Consider the following 19,259-nt stretch of genomic DNA (forward strand, 5'->3'; position numbering starts at 1 on the left):
ATTCATTCTCAATAATGATCAAAAATTAAATCATGAAATTTGCTCAATCACTTTACGAATAGCACTCCATGAATGTTTGACGAAATAAATTGGTTTTTGCTGTTTTTTTGCTTTCTCTTTAATGACTTTTGCCATATTGTGATTAATAAAATCCGTAATAACTAATACAAACCCAATATGTTCGGGAATTTCTCGCTTCACCATATTGCTTTTACGGCCATCTAAATGAATTACTTCATTAAACCCTTCTCCCGCTAGACGATCTGTAATATGCTTTAACCTGTCTCCTCCTACAACCATGACTGATGACATGTTTGTTCCCTCCCAATTAATTATTCATTTAATGATTTGACAACAACCTGTATTCTTTACTATATATACAGTTTAATTGAGAATGATTCTCTTTGTCAATGTTTAATTGATAAAAATTCTCAATTAAAATGAAAGTCTACCACCTTTCTTATAAGTTAGTTGAATTTTGACCATACTATAGCTATCACATACAAAGGAGGGTTAACGTTGGAACAAAACATTCTTTGTGAAGTAAATAACTGTCACTTTTGGAAAAATGGAAATCACTGCAGTGCAGAAGAAATTTACGTAGTAAGTCATAGCGGAAAACATGCAGCAAGCAGCTATGAAACAGACTGTAAAACGTTCAAGCCAACTGAAGCGTAACCCGCAAAAGGACAGCCTCTGGGTTGTCTTTTTTCTCTCTTCAAGATCATAAAAAAGGAGACTAGTATGAAGACTGAACAACTGATTCATTTTTTTAAAGAAGAAGCCATAAAAGCAAATGAACAAACCTTTCCAATCTATGTACAATCATTTACTCATTTATGGACATACAAATGGGGAACACTTGAAAACATTCCAGAAGAAATTGATGACTTAATTACCACACGTGCGTTAGAACTTGGACTTATTCACTTAAAAAAAGCTGACTAATCAATAAGGAAATTAGTCAGCTTTTGTGTTTATAAATCATCAAATCCATTTGCATCTGATGCTTTTGTATATTGTCGTGATTTCTGTTCAAAGAAATCGGTTTTCCCTAAATCTACCTCTTGATAAGCAATAATCCAACGAAGAGGATTTTCAATCGGTGCTTCTGGGAAAGCAGCTCGACCGAAGCCTAACTGATTACAGCGTTTATTCGCCATATATTCAATGTACTGCTGCAGTTCTTTCATCGTAATGCCGTCGAATTTTTCTCCAATAACAGATTCCGCCCATTCAATTTCAAGACGAGCTGCCTCTTGGAACGTTTCAACTACAAACGTTTCTAGCTCCTCCGTACGATAAGCTGGATTTTCATTTAGTACTTCCTTGAAAATCTTTTCAAATAACCCAACGTGAAGCTGTTCATCACGATTGATATAATTAATCATCGTAGATGTCGCCACCATCTTTTGATTTCTCGCAAGATTATAGAAGAACGCAAATCCGCTATAGAAGAAAAGTCCTTCTAAAATAACATCATATACCATAGACTTCAAAAAGTTTTCAACCGTTGCTTCTTCGCTAAATGCTTTATATCCGTTTGTAATAAAGTCATTTCGTGCGCGAAGCTTTTCGTCTGTACGCCAGTATTCAAATACTTCATCTTGTTTTCCTTTTGGTACAAGACTTGATAAAACATATGAATACGAATGATTATGAACCACTTCTTGCTGCGCTAAAATAATCATTAGAGCGTTAATCGAAGAATCGGTTACATAGTCAGCTACTTTGCTAGCATAATCTGATTGAATACTGTCCAGTAGCGCCAGCAGGCCAATAATTTTTAGAAAGCTCTCTTGTTCGTCAGCGGTTAACTGAGGGAACTGTTTAATATCTTGACCCATATTAATTTCAAACGGCGTCCAGAAATTAGCTAGCATACGCTTGTATTTAGGGAACGCCCATGAAAATCGGACGTCATCCCAGTTTAGAATATTGGAGCTCTTGCCGTTGATGATTCCTGTCGAACGGTTCGGAGCTGTTTCGTTCATTAATTCTCGTTTTAACATGCTTGTCATCAATTATTCACTCCTTTTAACTATGACAGCTTTCACATTCTTCAATGACTTCACTTGATGTTGAACGTACGTAATAGGTCGTTTTTAATTTTTCTTTCCATGCCGTCATATGAAGATCCAGCAGCTCTTTTGCTCGGATATCATTTTGTACATATAAATTGAATGAAATAGATTGATCAATATGACGCTGGCGCTTGGCGTTTTGCTTAATGCTCCAGTGCTGATCAATTAAATAAACGGACTTATAATACCAGTTTGTTGCTGGCGATAAATCTGGTGCCGTCACTGGGATTTTATAGTTTTTCTTTTCCTCTGAATAAAACTTACGGAAAATCGGATCAATACTTGCCGTAGAACCCGCGATAATAGATGTTGATGAATTAGGTGCTACAGCCATTAAATATCCATTTCTTATCCCATTGCTTTGAACTTCGCTACGCAGTTCACTCCACGCTTCGCTCGTGTATTCACGTGTTTCAAAATAAGCGCCTGACTCAAAATCTGAGCCTTTAAATAATGGATATGCGCCTTTTTCTTTAGCTAAGTTCATGCTTGCCTGCACGGTTAAGTAAGAAATTTGTTCATACAATTCATCGCAATATGCTACCGCTTCATCTGTCTCCCATGCTATTTTCTTTAAGGCAAGCAAATGGTTCCAGCCAAATGTGCCAAGCCCTACTGCGCGGTACTTTTGATTCGTTAGCTTTGCTTGAAGTACCGGCAAATCATTTAACTCAATAACATTATCAAGCATGCGTACTTGAATTGGAATTAAACGTTCAAGTACATCTTCAGTTACGGCTCTCGCTAAGTTAATAGAAGAAAGATTACATACAACAAAATCGCCCGGATTCTTTGTAATAATAATTTTTCCGTCTTCCGTAATTTCCTCTGTTACGACCGTTGTACTTTGGTTTTGCGTGATTTCTGTACATAAGTTACTGCAGTAAATCATGCCCGCGTGTCGGTTTTGATTAGCTCGGTTAACCGTATCACGATAGAACATATAAGGAGTTCCGGTTTCAAGCTGCGAAAGCATAATGCGCTTGAAGATCTCAATAGCAGGCACTGTTTCTCTTGAAAGCTGTTCATTGTTTACACACTCAGCGTAACGAGTGCGGAACGAACCGCTGCCTTCTTCTTCATCATAAAAATCTTCTAACGAGTAGCCCATCAGCGTACGAACTTCGTGAGGATCGAATAAGTGCCAGTCTTCACGTGCTTCTACTTTTTCCATAAACAAATCTGGCAAACATACGCCAGTGAATAAATCATGCGTGCGCTGGCGTTCATCACCATTGTTCAAACGCGCGTCTAAGAATGAAAAAATGTCTTTATGCCAAACATCTAAATATACAGCAATAGCTCCTTGTCGTTGACCTAGCTGATCGACACTTACAGCCGTATTATTTAGCTGTTTCATCCATGGAATTGTTCCTGATGATACGCCTTTAAAACCTTTTATATCACTTCCTCGGCTTCTAATATGACCGAGGTAGACACCAATTCCGCCTCCATTTTTACTAAGCGTGGCCAAATCTGTATTGCTATCATAAATACCGCGTAAGCTGTCATCAATCGTATCAATAAAGCAGCTAGATAGCTGTCCGTAGCTCTTTCCTGCGTTTGAGAGTGTTGGTGTGGCAACCGTCATATATAGACTAGAAAGCGCCCAGTACGCTTCTTTTACTAATGCTGTTCGATTTTCTTTCTTTTCTTGAGACATCAGCGTCATAGCAATGATAAGAAAACGTTCTTGCGGTAATTCGTATACACGCTTATCATGTGATGTCGCTAAATAGCGATCTGCTAATGTCAGCAATCCAATGTATGTAAATAAACGATCGCGTTCAGGAATAATGACTGAAGCAATTTCATTAATTTCTTCTTCTGTATATGTTTTTAATAGCTGTTTATTATAAATGCCGATTTTTGTTAGTTCTTGAATAAGCTGATAAAACGAACCGTACTTCTCTTTTTTATCATAACCTCGGTTGTCCGCTGCTTTTCGATATAGTTCGTTTAAGTAGACGTCTGCCGCCACGTACGTCCAATCTGGTTCTTCCATTGAAATACGCTCTAGGGCTGCCAAAATTAGTACGTTTGCAACCTTTTCGTCCGTCATATTTTCCTTTACTGTAACAGTTTGAATAACCTTTTCCTCATACAAAGAAAAATCAAGTTGCGTAAATTCTTTTTTTAAACGTTCAATATATGCAGTTAATTCATGTAGAATTGTAGGCTTTAATGTATTCACCATAAATATGGCTCCTCTCTTCACTTCAAAATAAAAAATCGCTCACCGTACCTCGGTGAGCGAATAGAACGAAGATAGAAGAAGACACTAAGTCTTTTCTCAATCCTCGCTCTACCCTCTCACCTCCCGAAGAAGATAAAACGACATAAAAAAGGCAGGTCTCCTGACTTATGCTTCTTTTTACTTTAAGGCCTTCCCATGATGTTTACTCACAGTGGATCTCCTTATTTCATCAGCATTCACAGTTGCGGGGACAGCTTTGGATTTTCACCAAATTCCCTTTTAAGTCTTTTTATCAGACACCTTTTTCACTGGAAAACACAAAATATAGTATTTTATTATTGTTTAACAAACAACATATTGTGTTATGTTATAAACACATTATATAGGACAACTTAGAAAACTATCAACCTATTTTCAAAAATAATTTTGTTTTTTACGATAAAATCCTTCGACTTTTTTCATCAAACTACTCCATCATAACATGTTTTGACACGCTTGATGGAACAATGTGCTCTTTTTAAAAAATTTGTCCTATTTTTCTACTAAACATTGCCAACATCAATAAAAAAACCGTTTTTCATAAAAAACGGTTTTTAATTATTTGTATTCTTTTTCAAATGCTGTGATTGTTTTGATAAACTTTTTATCAATATCGTATCCTATCCCCGGTTTTTCCTTCACCTTTATTACTCCGGCTTCTACCTCTACTTCGGGCTTAATAATATCTTTTTCCCAATAGCGAGACGACGCAGAAATGTCACCTGGTATCGTGAAAGAAGGCAGTGTGGCAAGGGCGATGTTATGAGCTCGTGAAATCCCGGCTTCTAACATTCCGCCAACCCAAAGCCTTACACCGTGTAGGGCGCATAAATCATGAATTTTTTTTGCTACAGACATTCCGCCAACTCGACCGATTTTCACATTGATAATCTTGCAGCTTTTTTGTTCGATTGCATGACGTGCATCTTCATAGCTCACAATACTTTCATCTAAGCAAATCGGCGTCTTCATTTGCTTTTGTAATAATCGATGATCAAGGATATCATCCGAACTTAACGGCTGTTCGATCATCATTAAATTCAATTCATCTAGTTTTTTCAATGAATCACTATCGCTTAACGTATAGGCTGAATTGGCATCAGCCATAAGAGGAATGCTTGGAAATTCATCTCGAATTTGTTTCAGTAGCTCATAGTCAGCGCCTGGCTTAATTTTCACTTTAAAGCGCTTATAACCATCTTTCATATAAGTCTTTATTTGTTCTTTCATGATGGAAATATCATTTAAGCCAACTACCACTCCAGCTTCTACAGCAGGCCTTATTCCGCCAATTACTTCAGCTAAGGGCTTATTTTGGCGCTTTGCATACAAATCCCATACAGCACAGTCCAAAGCTGCTTTAGCCATGTTGTTCCGCTTTAGAGGTTTGAATAACTTTTGAACATCCTCTGGTTTTTGAAGCTGCTGGTGAAGAAGCGAAGGAATTAAAAAATCGTCTAACATATGAAAACATGTCTGAATCGTTTCTTCCGTATACCAAGGAGATGAAAAAGCAACGACTTCTCCCCATCCTGTAAATCCTTTTTCATCTTCTACTTCAAGCAAAATCAATTCTCGATCCTGGACCGTACCATAGCTTGTTGAAAAAGGAGAAAGAAGCTTCATGTCAATTTTATAAAGATGTACTTTTTTGATAATCATCGATTAAATCCCTTTCTGTATGAACGATGATAGCTTCCGGCGTATGATTTTATTAGAGGCCGTTCGCGGCAGCTCCTCTACTCGAACGAAATACTTTGGAAGTTTGTACTTTGCTAAAAATTGTTGAATGTGTAAAGATAACTCTTCATCTGAAACGTCTTCGTTTATAACAATGCATGCTGCAGGAACTTGTCCCCATTTTCCATCGGCTACTCCCGTTACACCGGCCTCTTTAACAGCGGGATGCTTCAACAAAACATTTTCAATTTCAGCTGGATATACATTTTCTCCACCTGAGATAATAAGGTCCGAACGTCTGTCTAATACATATAGAAAACCTTCTTCATCCACTTTCCCGATATCTCCTGTATAGAACCAGCCTTGTTGAAGGGCTTTTTTAGTAGCTTCAGGTTTATTTAAATATCCTTTTGTAACATTTGGACCTTTAACAATGATTTCTCCTGCTTCACGTGTTTCATTTCCATTCTCATCTACAATTTTCATTGCACACGGAAATAATGGTTTACCTGCTGATCCCAGTTTTCGCAAACTATCTTCAGGTGAAAGCGTAACGAACTGTGAAGATGTTTCTGTCATTCCATACGTTTGATAAACAGGAATTTCTTTATTCACACAAGCCTCTAAAATAGTAAGCGGTGCGGGTCCTCCTCCTAAAAGCATACAGCGAAATGTATTTGGGTATTTACGTTCAGCTAATTCATCCAGCATATTCGATAGCATGGAAGTGACAACCGAAATAATTGTTACTCCTTTGTTTTCAATGGCTTCATTCACCGCTCTTGCTTCAAATCGTTCTTCTAAAATGATTTTCATTCCGTAAAAGACGCTCCGCATTAAAATGGATAATCCGCTAATATGAAACAAAGGAACCGCTATAAGCCAGCAGTCTTTTTCATTTAATCCTAAATTAAGCGCTGAACCAATGGAACTCCACCAGTGATTTCCATATGTCTGCAGCACTCCTTTTGGATTACCTGTTGTTCCAGACGTATACATAATGGTGAACGTCTCCTCGAGATTCCACGTTTTCTGAAAATACGTTTCTGTTTCTGGAGAACTTTTTAAAGAAGATAAAGGAAGCTGAGTAATGGAACTTTGGAACTCTCTCGTTAAAAATGCTTCATCCGTAATAAGCAACGACACGTTTGCATCTGTTAGCTGATAATTGATTTCTTCATTTGTCAAACGCGTATTGACGAGCAGCACCCGAGCGCCAATATAAGAAACCGCATGTAAAATCTCAATAAACTCCACGCTGTTTTTCATGCATAAAGCAATGGTATCACCTTGCTTTACACCGTTAAACGAAAGCTGCTGCGCTACTTTTTGAACACGCTTATGAAGCTCTTGAAAAGTAAGCGACGTTTGCAGTGTTTCTACCGCCACTCGGTTTGGCGTCAAATATGCTCTTTGCATAAGCCCATTAGGAATCGTTTGGCCACTCATAAATTTCTCTCCTTTTTATACTAATTAACTAAATCAAATTGAAAAAACAGCCTGATGATAATCACCAAGCTGTTTCAGCTGTTTAAGGGAAACGTGGGAACTGTTGGAAGTCTGGATTGCGTTTTTCCTTAAATGCATCGCGACCTTCTTTTGCCTCGTCCGTTGTGTAATAAAGAAGCGTTGCGTCACCCGCAAATTGCTGGATACCAGCTAAGCCGTCCGTATCAGCATTAAATGCTGCTTTTAAGAAACGAAGAGCGGTTGGACTTTTTTCTAACATCTCTTCACACCATTGAATTGTTTCAGCTTCAAGCTGTTCTAATGGAACGACCGTGTTTACTAATCCCATGTCTAGTGCTTCTTGAGCGTTGTACTGACGGCATAAGAACCAGATCTCACGCGCTTTCTTATGGCCTACGATGCGAGCTAAGTAACCAGAGCCATATCCTGCATCGAAGCTTCCAACTTTAGGACCTGTTTGTCCAAAGACTGCGTTATCCGCTGCAATTGTTAAGTCACATACAACGTGAAGAACGTGGCCTCCACCAATTGCATAGCCTGATACCATTGCAACAACCGGCTTTGGAATTACGCGAATTAAACGCTGTAAATCTAGAACGTTTAGACGTGGAATTTCATCTTCTCCTACATAGCCGCCGTGACCGCGAACTCTTTGGTCTCCGCCTGAGCAAAATGCTTTATCCCCAGCACCTGCTAATACAATTACTCCAACGCTTGCATCGTCACGAGCATAAGCAAATGCATCGATCAATTCCATTACTGTTTTTGGACGGAATGCATTGTGCACTTCCGGACGGTTAATCGTAATTTTAGCGATTCCGTTATATGTTTCGTATAAAATGTCTTCATATTGACGTACTGATGTCCATTCAACTGTCATCTTTATTTCCTCCTAATTATGTAGTAGCTAAGAACTCACTTACTATTCTACCAAAAATCTCGGGTTGTTCCACGTGAATTGCATGGCCTGTCCCTAAAATAATTTTAGAAGTAGCATTTGGTATTAATGTTTGCATTTCTTTGGAAATTAAACAAAACTTTTGATCTACTTCTCCTGTAATAAGCAAAACCGGCATCAACAGATCGTCCAGCTTCTCCCAAAGGGACGGCTGGACTCCTGTTCCCATTCCTTTCAAACTGTTGGAAAGGCCGATTTCTGTATGCGAAAGTCTTTCTTGACGCACCGCTTCTTGAACATAGCTAGGCAATTGCTTTTGAGAACGAAAAAGAGGGATTTCCTCCCAAAAGTTCACAAATTCTTCAATTCCATTTTTCACAATGCGGCTCGCCAGCTGCTCATCTTTTTCTTTTCTTAGCTTTTGTTCTTCTCGCGTTTTTAAACCAGGCGATGCGCTTTCTAATACCAACTTTTTCACAAGGTGTGGATATCGCTGAGCAAATGAGAGAGCAAGCCTTCCTCCCATCGAATATCCAATTACATTCACCTGTGATAGAGATAGCTGTTGAAGCAGCTCATGCAGTGCTTCAACAGCTGCTTCCATTGAATATGGTTTGATTTCTTTCGGAGCTGCTGATTGGCCATGACCAATAATATCAACAGCAATCACTTGATAGTCTTTAACGAATTTCTTCATAAAGGTACGCCAGGTTTGAGAAGAACCGGTAAAGCCGTGAAGAAGCAGCAGCGGCTCTCCTTTTCCCTCGGTGTGCACATAGTAAGATACACCATTTAATTGATACATCATTGCTTATTCCACACCGTTTGACAAATTTATTTCCTCGGAAACAAGTTTCCACAAACTGCGATGAGTCTCTACATTTTCTGTACGAGTTGTACGAATCTCTACAACATGTAACCCGCCTTTTGTGAAAGCATGGTTCATTGCATGTCGAAATTCTTCCCAGCTGCTTGCTGAAGAAAATGTGCCATCATACAGACGAGTGGCATGCTCAAAATTCAATCCAGTTGGCGTACCGAATAAAAATTCAAAGTGCTTTTCTTGTTTTGACTGCGGTAAAAATGAAAAAATTCCTCCGCCGTCATTGTTAACTAGCACAACGGTTAAATTTAAATTATGCATCTTAGCTGCCAGCAGACCATTTAAATCGTGATAAAAAGATAGGTCACCAATAAATAAAACGGTGTGATCGTAAGCCGTGCTTACGCCTAGAGCAGACGAAACCACACCATCAATTCCATTTGCTCCTCGGTTTACAAAAAGTGGAATATCTTTCTCCGTATTTAAGAAGAAAGAATCAATATCTCGAACAGGCATTGAATTTCCAACAAACAAAGCCGTGCCTTCAGGTACTACATCCACAATTTCTTGAACTACTTGTCCTTCGAACCATTCCTGGCCAGAAGTTAATGTTTTGAGAGCCTGTGCAGTTTGAACATTAATCTTTTTCCATAGACTCAGCCATGAAGTAGACTCCTCTTGATTCGCTGAAAGGCGCTTGATCAGTTCTTCACAAAATAATGTTTCATTGGCTTCAATCATCACTGTTGAACGCAAAGTAGGATCTCTCCAGCCTTTACCTTGGTCAACTACAAACATTTCTTTCGGCTCGTGTGCTTTTAAAAATTGCAATAGCGGTTTCGATACCGGCATCGCGCCAAAACGAATGACAACTTCGGGGTAAAAACGCTCATCAACCTTATCACTTTTTAAAAATGTATCATATGTCTCTATTACATTTTCTTTTGAATGCTTGCCGCTTCTTAATTGTGATAACGGATCTGCGAGCACCGGAAAGCTTAAAGCGTCAGCTAAACGGCATACGCTGTCTACTGCTTTTAAAGACATTTGATCTCCGCATATAATAAGTCCTTTTGTTGTTCCCTCTAGGCGCTTCGCAATTTCTTCGAATCCTTTTTCAGATAGAGATGCTTCTCCATGAATAGCAGCCACATATGATTTACCGCGTTTCCCCTGACTCCATAAATCTTCAATAGACAAATCTGGTACAATCGGTTCACGTAAAGGTACGTTAATGTGTACAGGACCGCTCGGTATAGCTTGAGCTGTATGAACAGCCCTTGAAGCTACTGTTCGAATATAACGATTCATATCTGCACTTTCTTCTGGTAAAGCTGTATCTACAAACCACTTCGCATACTGACCGAAAAGATGATTCTGATTAATTGCCTGCGGGGCACCTATATCCCTTAACTCGTGCGGCCGATCGGCTGTGATAACGACTAAAGGAATGCGTGAGTAGTGAGCTTCAATTACTGCAGGATAATAATTCGCTGCAGCTGTTCCAGATGTACATACAAGCGCCACTGGTTTTTTCTTTGCTTTTGCTATTCCTAGAGCAAAAAAGCCGGCAGAACGTTCATCAATGTTTAAGTGCACATGAATATCAGGGTGCTCAGCCATAAGCATCGCAATAGGCGTTGAACGTGACCCTGGACTGACCACTACTTCTTCAACATTTGCTTCTACTAATTCATCCACGAATGACGCAATATACGTTGTTAATGATTTAATGTGTTCCACGCATAATCCCTCCTAAAGCTGAAAGCATCGGGTTGAATTTAATTTTTGTTTCTTCATATTCACTTTCAGGCGTAGAATCTGCTACAATTCCACAGCCCGCAAATAAAACAGCTTCTTTTTGCTGAATAACAGCCGAGCGGATTCCTACTATAAATTCACCGTTTCCATTGATATCCATCCATCCTAAAGGAGCTGCGTACCACCCTCGGTCAAAGGATTCTAGCTTTCGAATAATAGGCAAGGCCTCCTGTTGAGGATATCCTCCTAACGCTGGTGTTGGATGGAGCTTTTGAATAAATGAAAATAGCGTCACATCTTCCTTTATACGCCCTTTCACAGGTGTATACAAATGTTGAATATGCTTTGTTTTATATAAACTTGGCTTACTTGGAATTTCTACTTCATAACAATAAGAATTCATCGCTTCTTTAATCATATGAACAACAACATCGTGCTCAATTAAGTTCTTAGGATCCTGAAGCAATTCCTCACCTAGTTCGTGATCTTCCTGCCTTGTCTTTCCTCTTGGAATCGAACCCGCTAAACAAGTGGAAAACACGTAATCTCCTTGTTTTTGTACTAGTCTTTCTGGGGAAGCGCCGATAAAATGCTGATGCTCTCCCTCTAAAATATATGTGTAGCTAGTTGGCTGTTCCTTTAACAGACGCTGAAGCACGTATTCAGTAGAAATATCTTCATTAAATTTTACTTTTAATTGGCGAGCAAGAACCACTTTCTCTATAACCTGTTGCTTAATTAAAGTAGTAGCTCTTTCAATATTTCCTTTAAATTTCTCTACCCCAATTTCTTCTTTTTCCAACAGCAAAGGTGAAATATGAGATTCCCCGTCGTACTCTTCACAAAGAACAAGTTTTTGGACCTCTTCGAAATAATTGATGTGCTCTTTTACAGAATCTTGTCCTTTAACCATCATATTAACGGTAAGATATCCTTCTTTATTTACCTGGGTATATAACACAGTTGGAATCATAAATTTTGAACTCGGGAAATCACTCCAATAGTTTTCTCGATACTGATTTGGGTCAAATGAAAATCCTCCAAATAAAAGAGGACCTGTCCCATCAGGGAAAATTTGGTTATTTTTATAAAAGTCTTCTTTTATAAAGCGCTTCCATTCATTTTCAATGTGGAAATAACGTTCTTTTGCCGCATTGGTGCAAATAGTATGCGCATATCCTAATCCAACAAATGTATAATAACTGTTGGGATCTTTCCAAAAAAAGCGTTCTTTATAAAACTGGTCATGTCCGTTCGCATAAAAAATAAGGGGGTCAATAGGTCTTACTTTTTTCACTAAACTGACCAATTTTGGCTGATTTTCATTTTTTGCACGCTCAATCGCATCTTTAATGTATTCTTGTACTAACTGTTCGGTCGTTGCAATCACACTACGTCCCCCCGTTCATCTTTTTTTCTTAAGTCTGTAACTAACTTATTATAAACTTTCAGTTCAAAAAAATCTAGCATCGCGATTCATGAGCAAAAATTAATTTTGCTTGTCTAAATTACGCCTTTTCAGTAAACCAATAAAAAAATCTTTATGATCTATTTAGTACCCTTTAGCCCTCAAGAACATTATTTTTATCATACCCTTTTCTATAACCTTTACCTTTCTTTAATTTTCCACTCCATTTCTCTCTTAGCTTCATGAATACCCCAAATCCTCCTAATATGAATCGTGTTTTTTTGAATTTTTAACACATACTACAAAAGCACACTAAATTTTTAAGGGGGAGCTTCATGACACTTTCAAAACAAGAAATCAGTCAGTTAAAACAAAATTTACAGCAGCAGCAGGCTGATATTCAATCGCACTTTGATCAAAATGATCATTTTGGTCTAACTCGAAGCGACGCTCACGATGCTGTAGGAGAACTTTCAAGCTACGATAACCACCCTGGTGACACAGCCACAGAAACATACGAGCGTGAAAAAGACCTTGCACTAAATGAACATGCAAAACAAGAGCTACATGAAATAGAAGAAGCACTGCAGGCAATCGCTCACAGCACGTATGGAACATGCAAAGTATGTGGAGCAGATATCTCATTTGAAAGACTTCAGGCTGTACCAACTACTTTATACTGTAGAGAACATAGCCCATCACAGGATATTCCAAAGCACAGACCTGTAGAAGAAAATGTTCTCCATCACCCATTTGGTCAATACGACTATGACGATACCGAGACGACAGGATACGACGCAGAAGATTCTTGGCAAGACGTTGCGCGTTACGGGACGTCTGAATCTCCTTCTGATTTTATAGAAGATACGTCTAACTATAGTGAAACCTATATTGAGGCGGATGAAGCTATCGGGTACGTTGAAGATTATGAAAACTTTGCCGCTACCGATTTATATGGACAGCCTCTTCCTATTTACCCTTCAAAAGAGCATGAGCGATATGAAAATGCACTGGATGAAGAAGGTACGATGACCATATTTGGAGATTTACCGGCCTATGAGAAAGATCCATACACTGAAAAGGAGTAGTTCTTCATACTACTCTTTTTTCTATTTTTAGTAGGAGCTATGGGAGATGACATCGAATGAATAGGAGATTAGAATTAATAATGAGGTGAACATAATGAATGCACATGAAATTGATTATAAATTGTATGGAGATGACATGCAGTTTGTTGAAATTGAATTAGATCCTTCAGAAAGTGTGATAGCAGAAGCTGGAGGAATGATGATGATGGAAGATGATATTGAGATGGAAACCATTTTTGGTGACGGTTCTTCCTCCAACAGCAGCGGACTTTTTAATAAACTAAAAGGTGCTGGGAAACGCGTATTAACTGGTGAAAGTTTATTTATGACGGTATATACAAATAACGGATATCACAAGCGAAAGGTATCTTTCGCTTCACCTTTTCCAGGTAAGATTATTCCTGTCGATTTAGAGCAGCTCGATCATAAAATCATTTGTCAAAAAAGCTCCTTTTTATGCGCTGCCAAAGGCGTATCCGTTGGTATTGACTTTCAAAAAAAACTAGGAACGGGCTTCTTTGGCGGTGAAGGTTTTATTATGCAAAAATTAGAAGGCAATGGCCTCGCATTTTTGCATGCAGGCGGCACCATTCATAAGAGACAGCTGCAGCCGGGTGAACGCCTTCGTGTAGATACTGGCTGTTTAGTGGCCATGACCCGTGATGTAAATTACAACATCGAATATGTAGGGAAAATTAAAACAGCTCTGTTTGGAGGAGAAGGCATGTTTTTTGCTACTCTGTCAGGACCGGGAACAGTTTGGATTCAATCTCTTCCTTTTAGTCGACTAGCCGATCGCGTTTTATCAAGTGCAGTTTCACCAACGGGAGGTAAAGGTGAAGGCAGTATCCTTGGTTCTTTAGGTGATTTCTTAAACGGTGACAACAGATAAAATAAAAAGGTGTAGTCGTTGACTACACCTTTTTTATTTATTGATTTAATAAATTTTTAGTGGAATGAATTCCCCAAATATCAGATGCATATTCCTCAATCGTTCGGTCACTAGAAAAAAAGCCGGAATGTGCAATGTTCGTCGCACTCATTTGAAGCCATTTATTTTCATTTCCATAAGCTTCGTTTACTTTTTGCTGTGCCGTAACGTATGAGTCAAAGTCACGGAGTACGTAGTATTCATCATTTTGCATTAATAATGAATCATATATAGGCTCGAATAAGTCATATGTGTCAGGTAAGAAGCCGTTTGTGAGCTGCTCGAGCACTTGTCGAATCCGCTTATCATGATGGTAATAATCATAGGCACGGTATCCTCCATTTTGCTGATAGCTCAATACTTCTTCGGCTTTTAACCCAAAAATAAAGACATTATCTTTTCCTACTGCCTCGCTAATTTCGACGTTCGCTCCGTCCATCGTACCAAGAGTTAACGCTCCGTTCATCATGAATTTCATATTTCCCGTTCCCGAAGCTTCTTTGCTGGCGGTTGAAATCTGTTCGCTGACATCCGCTGCAGGAAAGATATACTCAGCAAGTGACACTCGATAGTTTTCTAAAAAAACGACTTTTAAAAACGGTGATGTTTGTGGATCATGATTGACAACATCAGCTACAGAATTAATTAGCTTGATGACTTTTTTTGCATAATAATAGCCGGGAGAAGCTTTCGCACCAAAAATAAATGTACGAGGCACGATTTGAAAATTAGGGTCTTCTTTTAATCGATTGTACAAATACATAATGTGCAGTACATTTAAAAGCTGTCTTTTATAAGCATGAAGCCTTTTAACCTGTACATCAAAAATAGAATGTGAATCTATTTTAATTCCCGTTTGCTCTTGAATAATATCGGCAAGCAGCTTTTTACGCTGTTGTTTTACTGTTTTTAGTCCTTGTAAAAAGCTTGGATCTTCCACATACTCTTGGAGCTTTATAAGAGAATGCGGCTGTTTAATCCATTTATCTCCTATCACCTCGGTAATAAGAGAGGAAAGCTGCGGGTTAGCTTTTAACAACCAGCGCCGGTGGGTAATTCCATTCGTTTTATTGTTAAATTTAGCAGGATAAAACTGATAAAAATCTTTCATTTCTCGTTCTTTTAAAATATCAGTATGAATCTTTGCCACGCCGTTTACTTTATAACTTCCCACAATTGCTAAATGAGCCATCTTTACTAGCCCGTGCGCTAAAATAGCCATATTTTCAATCCGCTGCCAGTCTCCTGGATATGCTTCCCATAATTCTTTACAAAAGCGCTCATTAATTTCTTCAATAATCATATACACTCGTGGAAGCAAGGGTTGAAATAAATCAATCGGCCATTTCTCAAGGGCTTCAGAAAGAGTCGTATGGTTTGTGTATGAAATGGTATTGGACGTAATATGCCATGCATCTTCCCATTCCATTTTTTCTTCATCCAGTAAAATTCTCATTAGCTCAGGAATCGCAAGTACAGGATGCGTATCGTTAATATGAATGGCTACTTTTTCGTGAAAGTTTGTAAGTGTTTGATAGGTATTTCGATGTGCTCTGATAATACTTTGTAAGCTAGCTGACACAAGAAAATATTGCTGTTTCAACCTTAATATTTTACCATCTTCATGTGTATCATCCGGATATAAAAATTCTGATACAGCCTCTGTTTGACGCTTATACTCCATCACATCTTTATGTACTGGAAATGATGAAGGCTCCGCATTCCAAAGGCGAAGTGTATTCACTGTATCTGTTTTATACCCGATAACCGGGATGTCATAAGGAACAGCAGAGACGGGTTCTCCTTTTACATGACGAAAAGAGAATGTTCCGTCTTCCTGTACCATTTCAACTTCGCCCCAAAAGTTCACTTCGATTGCTTGATCTAATTTGCGTACTTCCCATGAATTCCCATGCCTTAACCATTGTTCTGGGAGCTCAATTTGAAAGCCGTTTACAATCTTTTGATCAAACAAACCGTGTTTATAGCGAATCCCATAACCGTGACCAGGAAGATTAAGTGAAGCAAGAGAATCTAAAAAACAAGCAGCAAGCCTGCCTAATCCCCCGTTTCCTAATCCTGCGTCTACTTCGATTTCCTCAATATTTTCAAGTGAAATATTCAGATCACTTAATCCTTCTTTTACAACTTCCCGAATTCCTAAGTTCAACAGATTTTGACCCAACAGTCTGCCTAATAAAAATTCGATAGAAAGATAATACACTTGCTTTGTATGTGAAGACCTATGAATTTCATTGGTTGAAATCCAATCGCTGCTAATATACTCTCGCACCATATTTCCTAATGTATGATAGTGATCTTGAACAGTAGATTCTTTAAAGCTCTTTCCATATGTCATTTCCAGCTTTTTTAAAAAAGCCTCTTGAAAGCTTTTTTTATCAGAGAACAATCTGCTCACCCTTTCACGATGGAGTAGATGTCAAATTTGAATACAATTGATTATATTTAAATGCCGATTGCCCCCAGCTATAATCCTGACTCATAGCATCCATCATTAATTTTTTCCATACATCTTTCTGGTGATAAAATGAAACAGCTCTTTCTAACGTATGAAGCATGTCATGAGCATTATAATTCTTAAAAGAGAAGCCATTTCCCTCTCCGCTATATTCATTATAAGCTTTGACCGTGTCATTCAGGCCGCCCGTTTCACGCACGACTGGAATGGTTCCATACTTTAAGGCTATTAATTGTCCGAGTCCGCACGGCTCAAAACGGGAAGGCATTAAAAATAAATCCGTACCGGCATAAACTTTATGAGCAAGTTCCTCATTAAAACCAATAATGGCTTTTACTTGTTGCGGGTACGTATCTTCCATCTCACGGAAAAACTGCTCAAACTCGTGTTCGCCAGTTCCTAAAATAACAATTTGGGCTCCTAAGTTAACCGTCTCATGGAAAACGTGCTTGACTAAATCCAATCCCTTCTGCTGGGTTAACCTTGTAACCATCGAAATAATTGGAACATCGTTATTTTCCTCTAATTCAAGATAGCGCTGGAGCTCTTTTTTATTTTTATATTTTCCTTCAATCTCTTCTACAGAATAAGGATAAGATATAAGCTGATCTGCGTCTGGGCTATAAGCTTCTTCATCGATTCCATTTACAATCCCAATTAAATCTTGATTTCGCTGACGCAATAATCCATCTAAACTTTCTCCGTAATAGGGCATTTGAATTTCATCTCGATATGTAGGACTTACCGTGGTAATTTTATCAGCTGATACAAGAGCCGCTTTCATAAAATTAATATTCCCATAAAACTCGAGCTGGCTTGTAGTAAAATAATAATCATTTAAATTTAATAGCTCATATAAATTGCTTTTAGGGAAAATTCCTTGGAATTGCAAGTTATGAATCGTAAAGACCGTCTGGATATGATCATACATATCATAATTAGCACGAAGTAAAAATGGAATCATAGCCGTATGCCAGTCGTGACAATGAATGATATCAGGCTCATTCTCTAAAAATGGGATAGCTTCAAGCACAGCTCTGCTGAAGAAAGCAAATCGTTCAGCGTCATCGTAGTGCCCATATAAGCTATCTCTTTTAAAATAATATTCATTATCAATGAAAATATATTTAACGCCATCCATCGTTAACGATTCAATCCCACAGTACTGTCTTCTCCACCCAACCTGCACATGAATAACTTTTTCAAGCACCATTTCATCTTGATAATGTTGAGGAATGGTTCCGTACTTTGGCATGACTACACATACGTTCGTTCCTAACTTTTTTAATTCTTTAGGCAGGGCACCTGCTACGTCTGCTAATCCTCCTGTTTTAATAAAAGGTACACATTCTGATACAGCAAATAATACATTCACGACTTCATCAACGCTCCTTGAGTTGTTCCTTTAGCAATGACTCTAGGTAGACCTGACTCACCTAGCAACGTTTCATTACTTCCTATTTTCACATCTTTGTCTAAAACAACATTTTCTAATACACTATTTTCTAAAATAACGCCTTTTTGCATCACAATGCTATTCTTAACGACCGTACCTTTTCCAATTTTAACGCCTCGGAAGATAATACTATTTTCCACATGTCCTTCAATCACGCACCCGTTTGCGATCATTGAGTTTTTCACAACCGCTTTTTTTGCGTAACGAGTAGGCGGTTCATCTTTTACTTTAGTGAAAACAGGACGTTCGTTGATAAATAACTGCTTCCAAACATCTGGAGATAAAATTTCCATACTTGTTTTATAGTAGGCATCTAAGCTAGAAATCTCAGCCGTATATCCATGGTGCTCGTACTTTTCTACACGATGAGATTGTGCCATATATCGAACCATTTCTTTAATCGTATAAAAATCATGCGATTCATTTTGCAAAATATTAACTAGAATAGATTTATTAATAATATACATATTAAGCGATTTATCACCCTGCTTCATTTCAGTAATATCTGCATTTGAAGCAATATGACGCTGCAGCACGTGCTCAAAGTCAACTGTACATATCGTATAACTATTAGCAATTAATACGTATTCCTGCTTACTTCTTAAGAAATAATCAATATGATAACGGAACTGCGTGAATAGTGATGGACTCTCTAAGTGTAAATCACTTGTCATAGGAGGGAAGATAAACAATCCATCTCGCTTCCGATCCAAATCCCATTCTTTTCCTGAACCTATATGATCCATCAATGCGCGATAGCGATCACGAGGAAAAATGGCAACGCTCGAAATTCCAGAGTTCACCATATTAGAAAGCGTAAAATCGATTAATCGATAGCGCCCTGCAAAAGGAATGGCAGCAATCGATCTATAAAAGGTTAAAGGCTGCAGCGCTGTTGTGTTTGTACAAGCATCAATAATACCAAGCATTTGATTATTCAATGTC

The 19,259-nt window shown here is 38.4% G+C and carries 16 protein-coding genes and 1 riboswitch; of the genes, 4 read left to right on the forward strand and 12 right to left on the reverse strand.

Annotated elements, in window-relative coordinates:
• Window positions 1–30: 30 nt before the first annotated feature.
• Window positions 31–312, reverse strand: coding sequence for a DUF2325 domain-containing protein (locus LJY09_RS24170; protein ID WP_028411863.1), 282 nt, complete (start codon window positions 310–312; stop codon window positions 31–33).
• A 207-nt stretch (window positions 313–519) separates the two neighbouring features.
• Between LJY09_RS24170 and LJY09_RS24175 the strand changes: the two genes are divergently transcribed.
• Window positions 520–678: a DUF1540 domain-containing protein gene (locus LJY09_RS24175; protein ID WP_013059558.1), complete on the forward strand. Its 159-nt coding sequence runs from the start codon at window positions 520–522 to the stop codon at window positions 676–678.
• A 66-nt stretch (window positions 679–744) separates the two neighbouring features.
• Window positions 745–948, forward strand: coding sequence for a hypothetical protein (locus tag LJY09_RS24180; RefSeq protein ID WP_013059559.1), 204 nt, complete (start codon window positions 745–747; stop codon window positions 946–948).
• Between the two features lie 29 nt (window positions 949–977).
• Here the strand turns inward: LJY09_RS24180 and LJY09_RS24185 are convergent, their stop codons facing one another.
• The 8 genes from LJY09_RS24185 to LJY09_RS24220 all read right to left on the reverse strand — a co-directional run bounded on the left by LJY09_RS24185 (window position 978) and on the right by LJY09_RS24220 (window position 12,342).
• Window positions 978–2,021, reverse strand: a complete 1,044-nt coding sequence (locus tag LJY09_RS24185) for a ribonucleotide-diphosphate reductase subunit beta (protein ID WP_013059560.1) — start codon at window positions 2,019–2,021, stop codon at window positions 978–980.
• Between the two features lie 16 nt (window positions 2,022–2,037).
• Complete coding sequence (locus tag LJY09_RS24190; RefSeq protein WP_028411864.1) at window positions 2,038–4,281, reverse strand: ribonucleoside-diphosphate reductase subunit alpha; 2,244 nt, start codon at window positions 4,279–4,281, stop codon at window positions 2,038–2,040.
• A 132-nt stretch (window positions 4,282–4,413) separates the two neighbouring features.
• A riboswitch (cobalamin riboswitch) is annotated at window positions 4,414–4,600 on the reverse strand.
• A 278-nt stretch (window positions 4,601–4,878) separates the two neighbouring features.
• On the reverse strand, window positions 4,879–5,982 hold the full coding sequence (gene menC, locus LJY09_RS24195; RefSeq protein WP_028411865.1) for an o-succinylbenzoate synthase: 1,104 nt from the start codon (window positions 5,980–5,982) through the stop codon (window positions 4,879–4,881).
• A gap of 3 nt (window positions 5,983–5,985) precedes the next feature.
• Window positions 5,986–7,449: an o-succinylbenzoate--CoA ligase gene (locus LJY09_RS24200; RefSeq protein WP_028411866.1), complete on the reverse strand. Its 1,464-nt coding sequence runs from the start codon at window positions 7,447–7,449 to the stop codon at window positions 5,986–5,988.
• Between the two features lie 82 nt (window positions 7,450–7,531).
• Window positions 7,532–8,350, reverse strand: a complete 819-nt coding sequence (gene menB, locus LJY09_RS24205) for a 1,4-dihydroxy-2-naphthoyl-CoA synthase (RefSeq protein WP_013085280.1) — start codon at window positions 8,348–8,350, stop codon at window positions 7,532–7,534.
• 16 nt (window positions 8,351–8,366) lie between these two features.
• On the reverse strand, window positions 8,367–9,176 hold the full coding sequence (gene menH / locus LJY09_RS24210; RefSeq protein ID WP_155010581.1) for a 2-succinyl-6-hydroxy-2,4-cyclohexadiene-1-carboxylate synthase: 810 nt from the start codon (window positions 9,174–9,176) through the stop codon (window positions 8,367–8,369).
• Window positions 9,177–9,179: 3 nt separating this feature from the next.
• Window positions 9,180–10,934: a 2-succinyl-5-enolpyruvyl-6-hydroxy-3-cyclohexene-1-carboxylic-acid synthase gene (gene menD / locus LJY09_RS24215; RefSeq protein WP_155010582.1), complete on the reverse strand. Its 1,755-nt coding sequence runs from the start codon at window positions 10,932–10,934 to the stop codon at window positions 9,180–9,182.
• The gene (locus tag LJY09_RS24220; RefSeq protein ID WP_098627468.1) at window positions 10,921–12,342 is read right to left on the reverse strand and encodes an isochorismate synthase; all 1,422 of its coding nucleotides are present in this window, start codon (window positions 12,340–12,342) and stop codon (window positions 10,921–10,923) included. Before LJY09_RS24220 ends, menD begins: the two co-directional genes overlap by 14 nt.
• Before the next feature lie 353 nt (window positions 12,343–12,695).
• Here LJY09_RS24220 and LJY09_RS24225 point away from each other — a divergent pair, with 353 nt between their 5' ends.
• Window positions 12,696–13,448, forward strand: coding sequence for a TraR/DksA C4-type zinc finger protein (locus LJY09_RS24225; protein ID WP_013059568.1), 753 nt, complete (start codon window positions 12,696–12,698; stop codon window positions 13,446–13,448).
• Between the two features lie 94 nt (window positions 13,449–13,542).
• Complete coding sequence (locus LJY09_RS24230; RefSeq protein WP_013059569.1) at window positions 13,543–14,340, forward strand: TIGR00266 family protein; 798 nt, start codon at window positions 13,543–13,545, stop codon at window positions 14,338–14,340.
• A 37-nt stretch (window positions 14,341–14,377) separates the two neighbouring features.
• Here the strand turns inward: LJY09_RS24230 and LJY09_RS24235 are convergent, their stop codons facing one another.
• The 3 genes from LJY09_RS24235 to LJY09_RS24245 are packed head-to-tail and all read right to left on the reverse strand — an operon-like array spanning window position 14,378 to window position 19,255.
• On the reverse strand, window positions 14,378–16,789 hold the full coding sequence (locus LJY09_RS24235; protein WP_028411871.1) for a glycogen/starch/alpha-glucan phosphorylase: 2,412 nt from the start codon (window positions 16,787–16,789) through the stop codon (window positions 14,378–14,380).
• A 13-nt stretch (window positions 16,790–16,802) separates the two neighbouring features.
• Window positions 16,803–18,233 (reverse strand): glycogen synthase GlgA, encoded by a 1,431-nt coding sequence (gene glgA / locus LJY09_RS24240; RefSeq protein ID WP_028411872.1) that lies wholly within the window; start codon window positions 18,231–18,233, stop codon window positions 16,803–16,805.
• Window positions 18,230–19,255: a glucose-1-phosphate adenylyltransferase family protein gene (locus LJY09_RS24245; protein ID WP_025750736.1), complete on the reverse strand. Its 1,026-nt coding sequence runs from the start codon at window positions 19,253–19,255 to the stop codon at window positions 18,230–18,232. Before LJY09_RS24245 ends, glgA begins: the two co-directional genes overlap by 4 nt.
• Window positions 19,256–19,259: the final 4 nt, after the last annotated feature.

It is taken from the genome of Priestia sp. J2 (assembly GCF_020790095.1).
GTDB lineage: Bacteria > Bacillota > Bacilli > Bacillales > Bacillaceae_H > Priestia > Priestia zanthoxyli.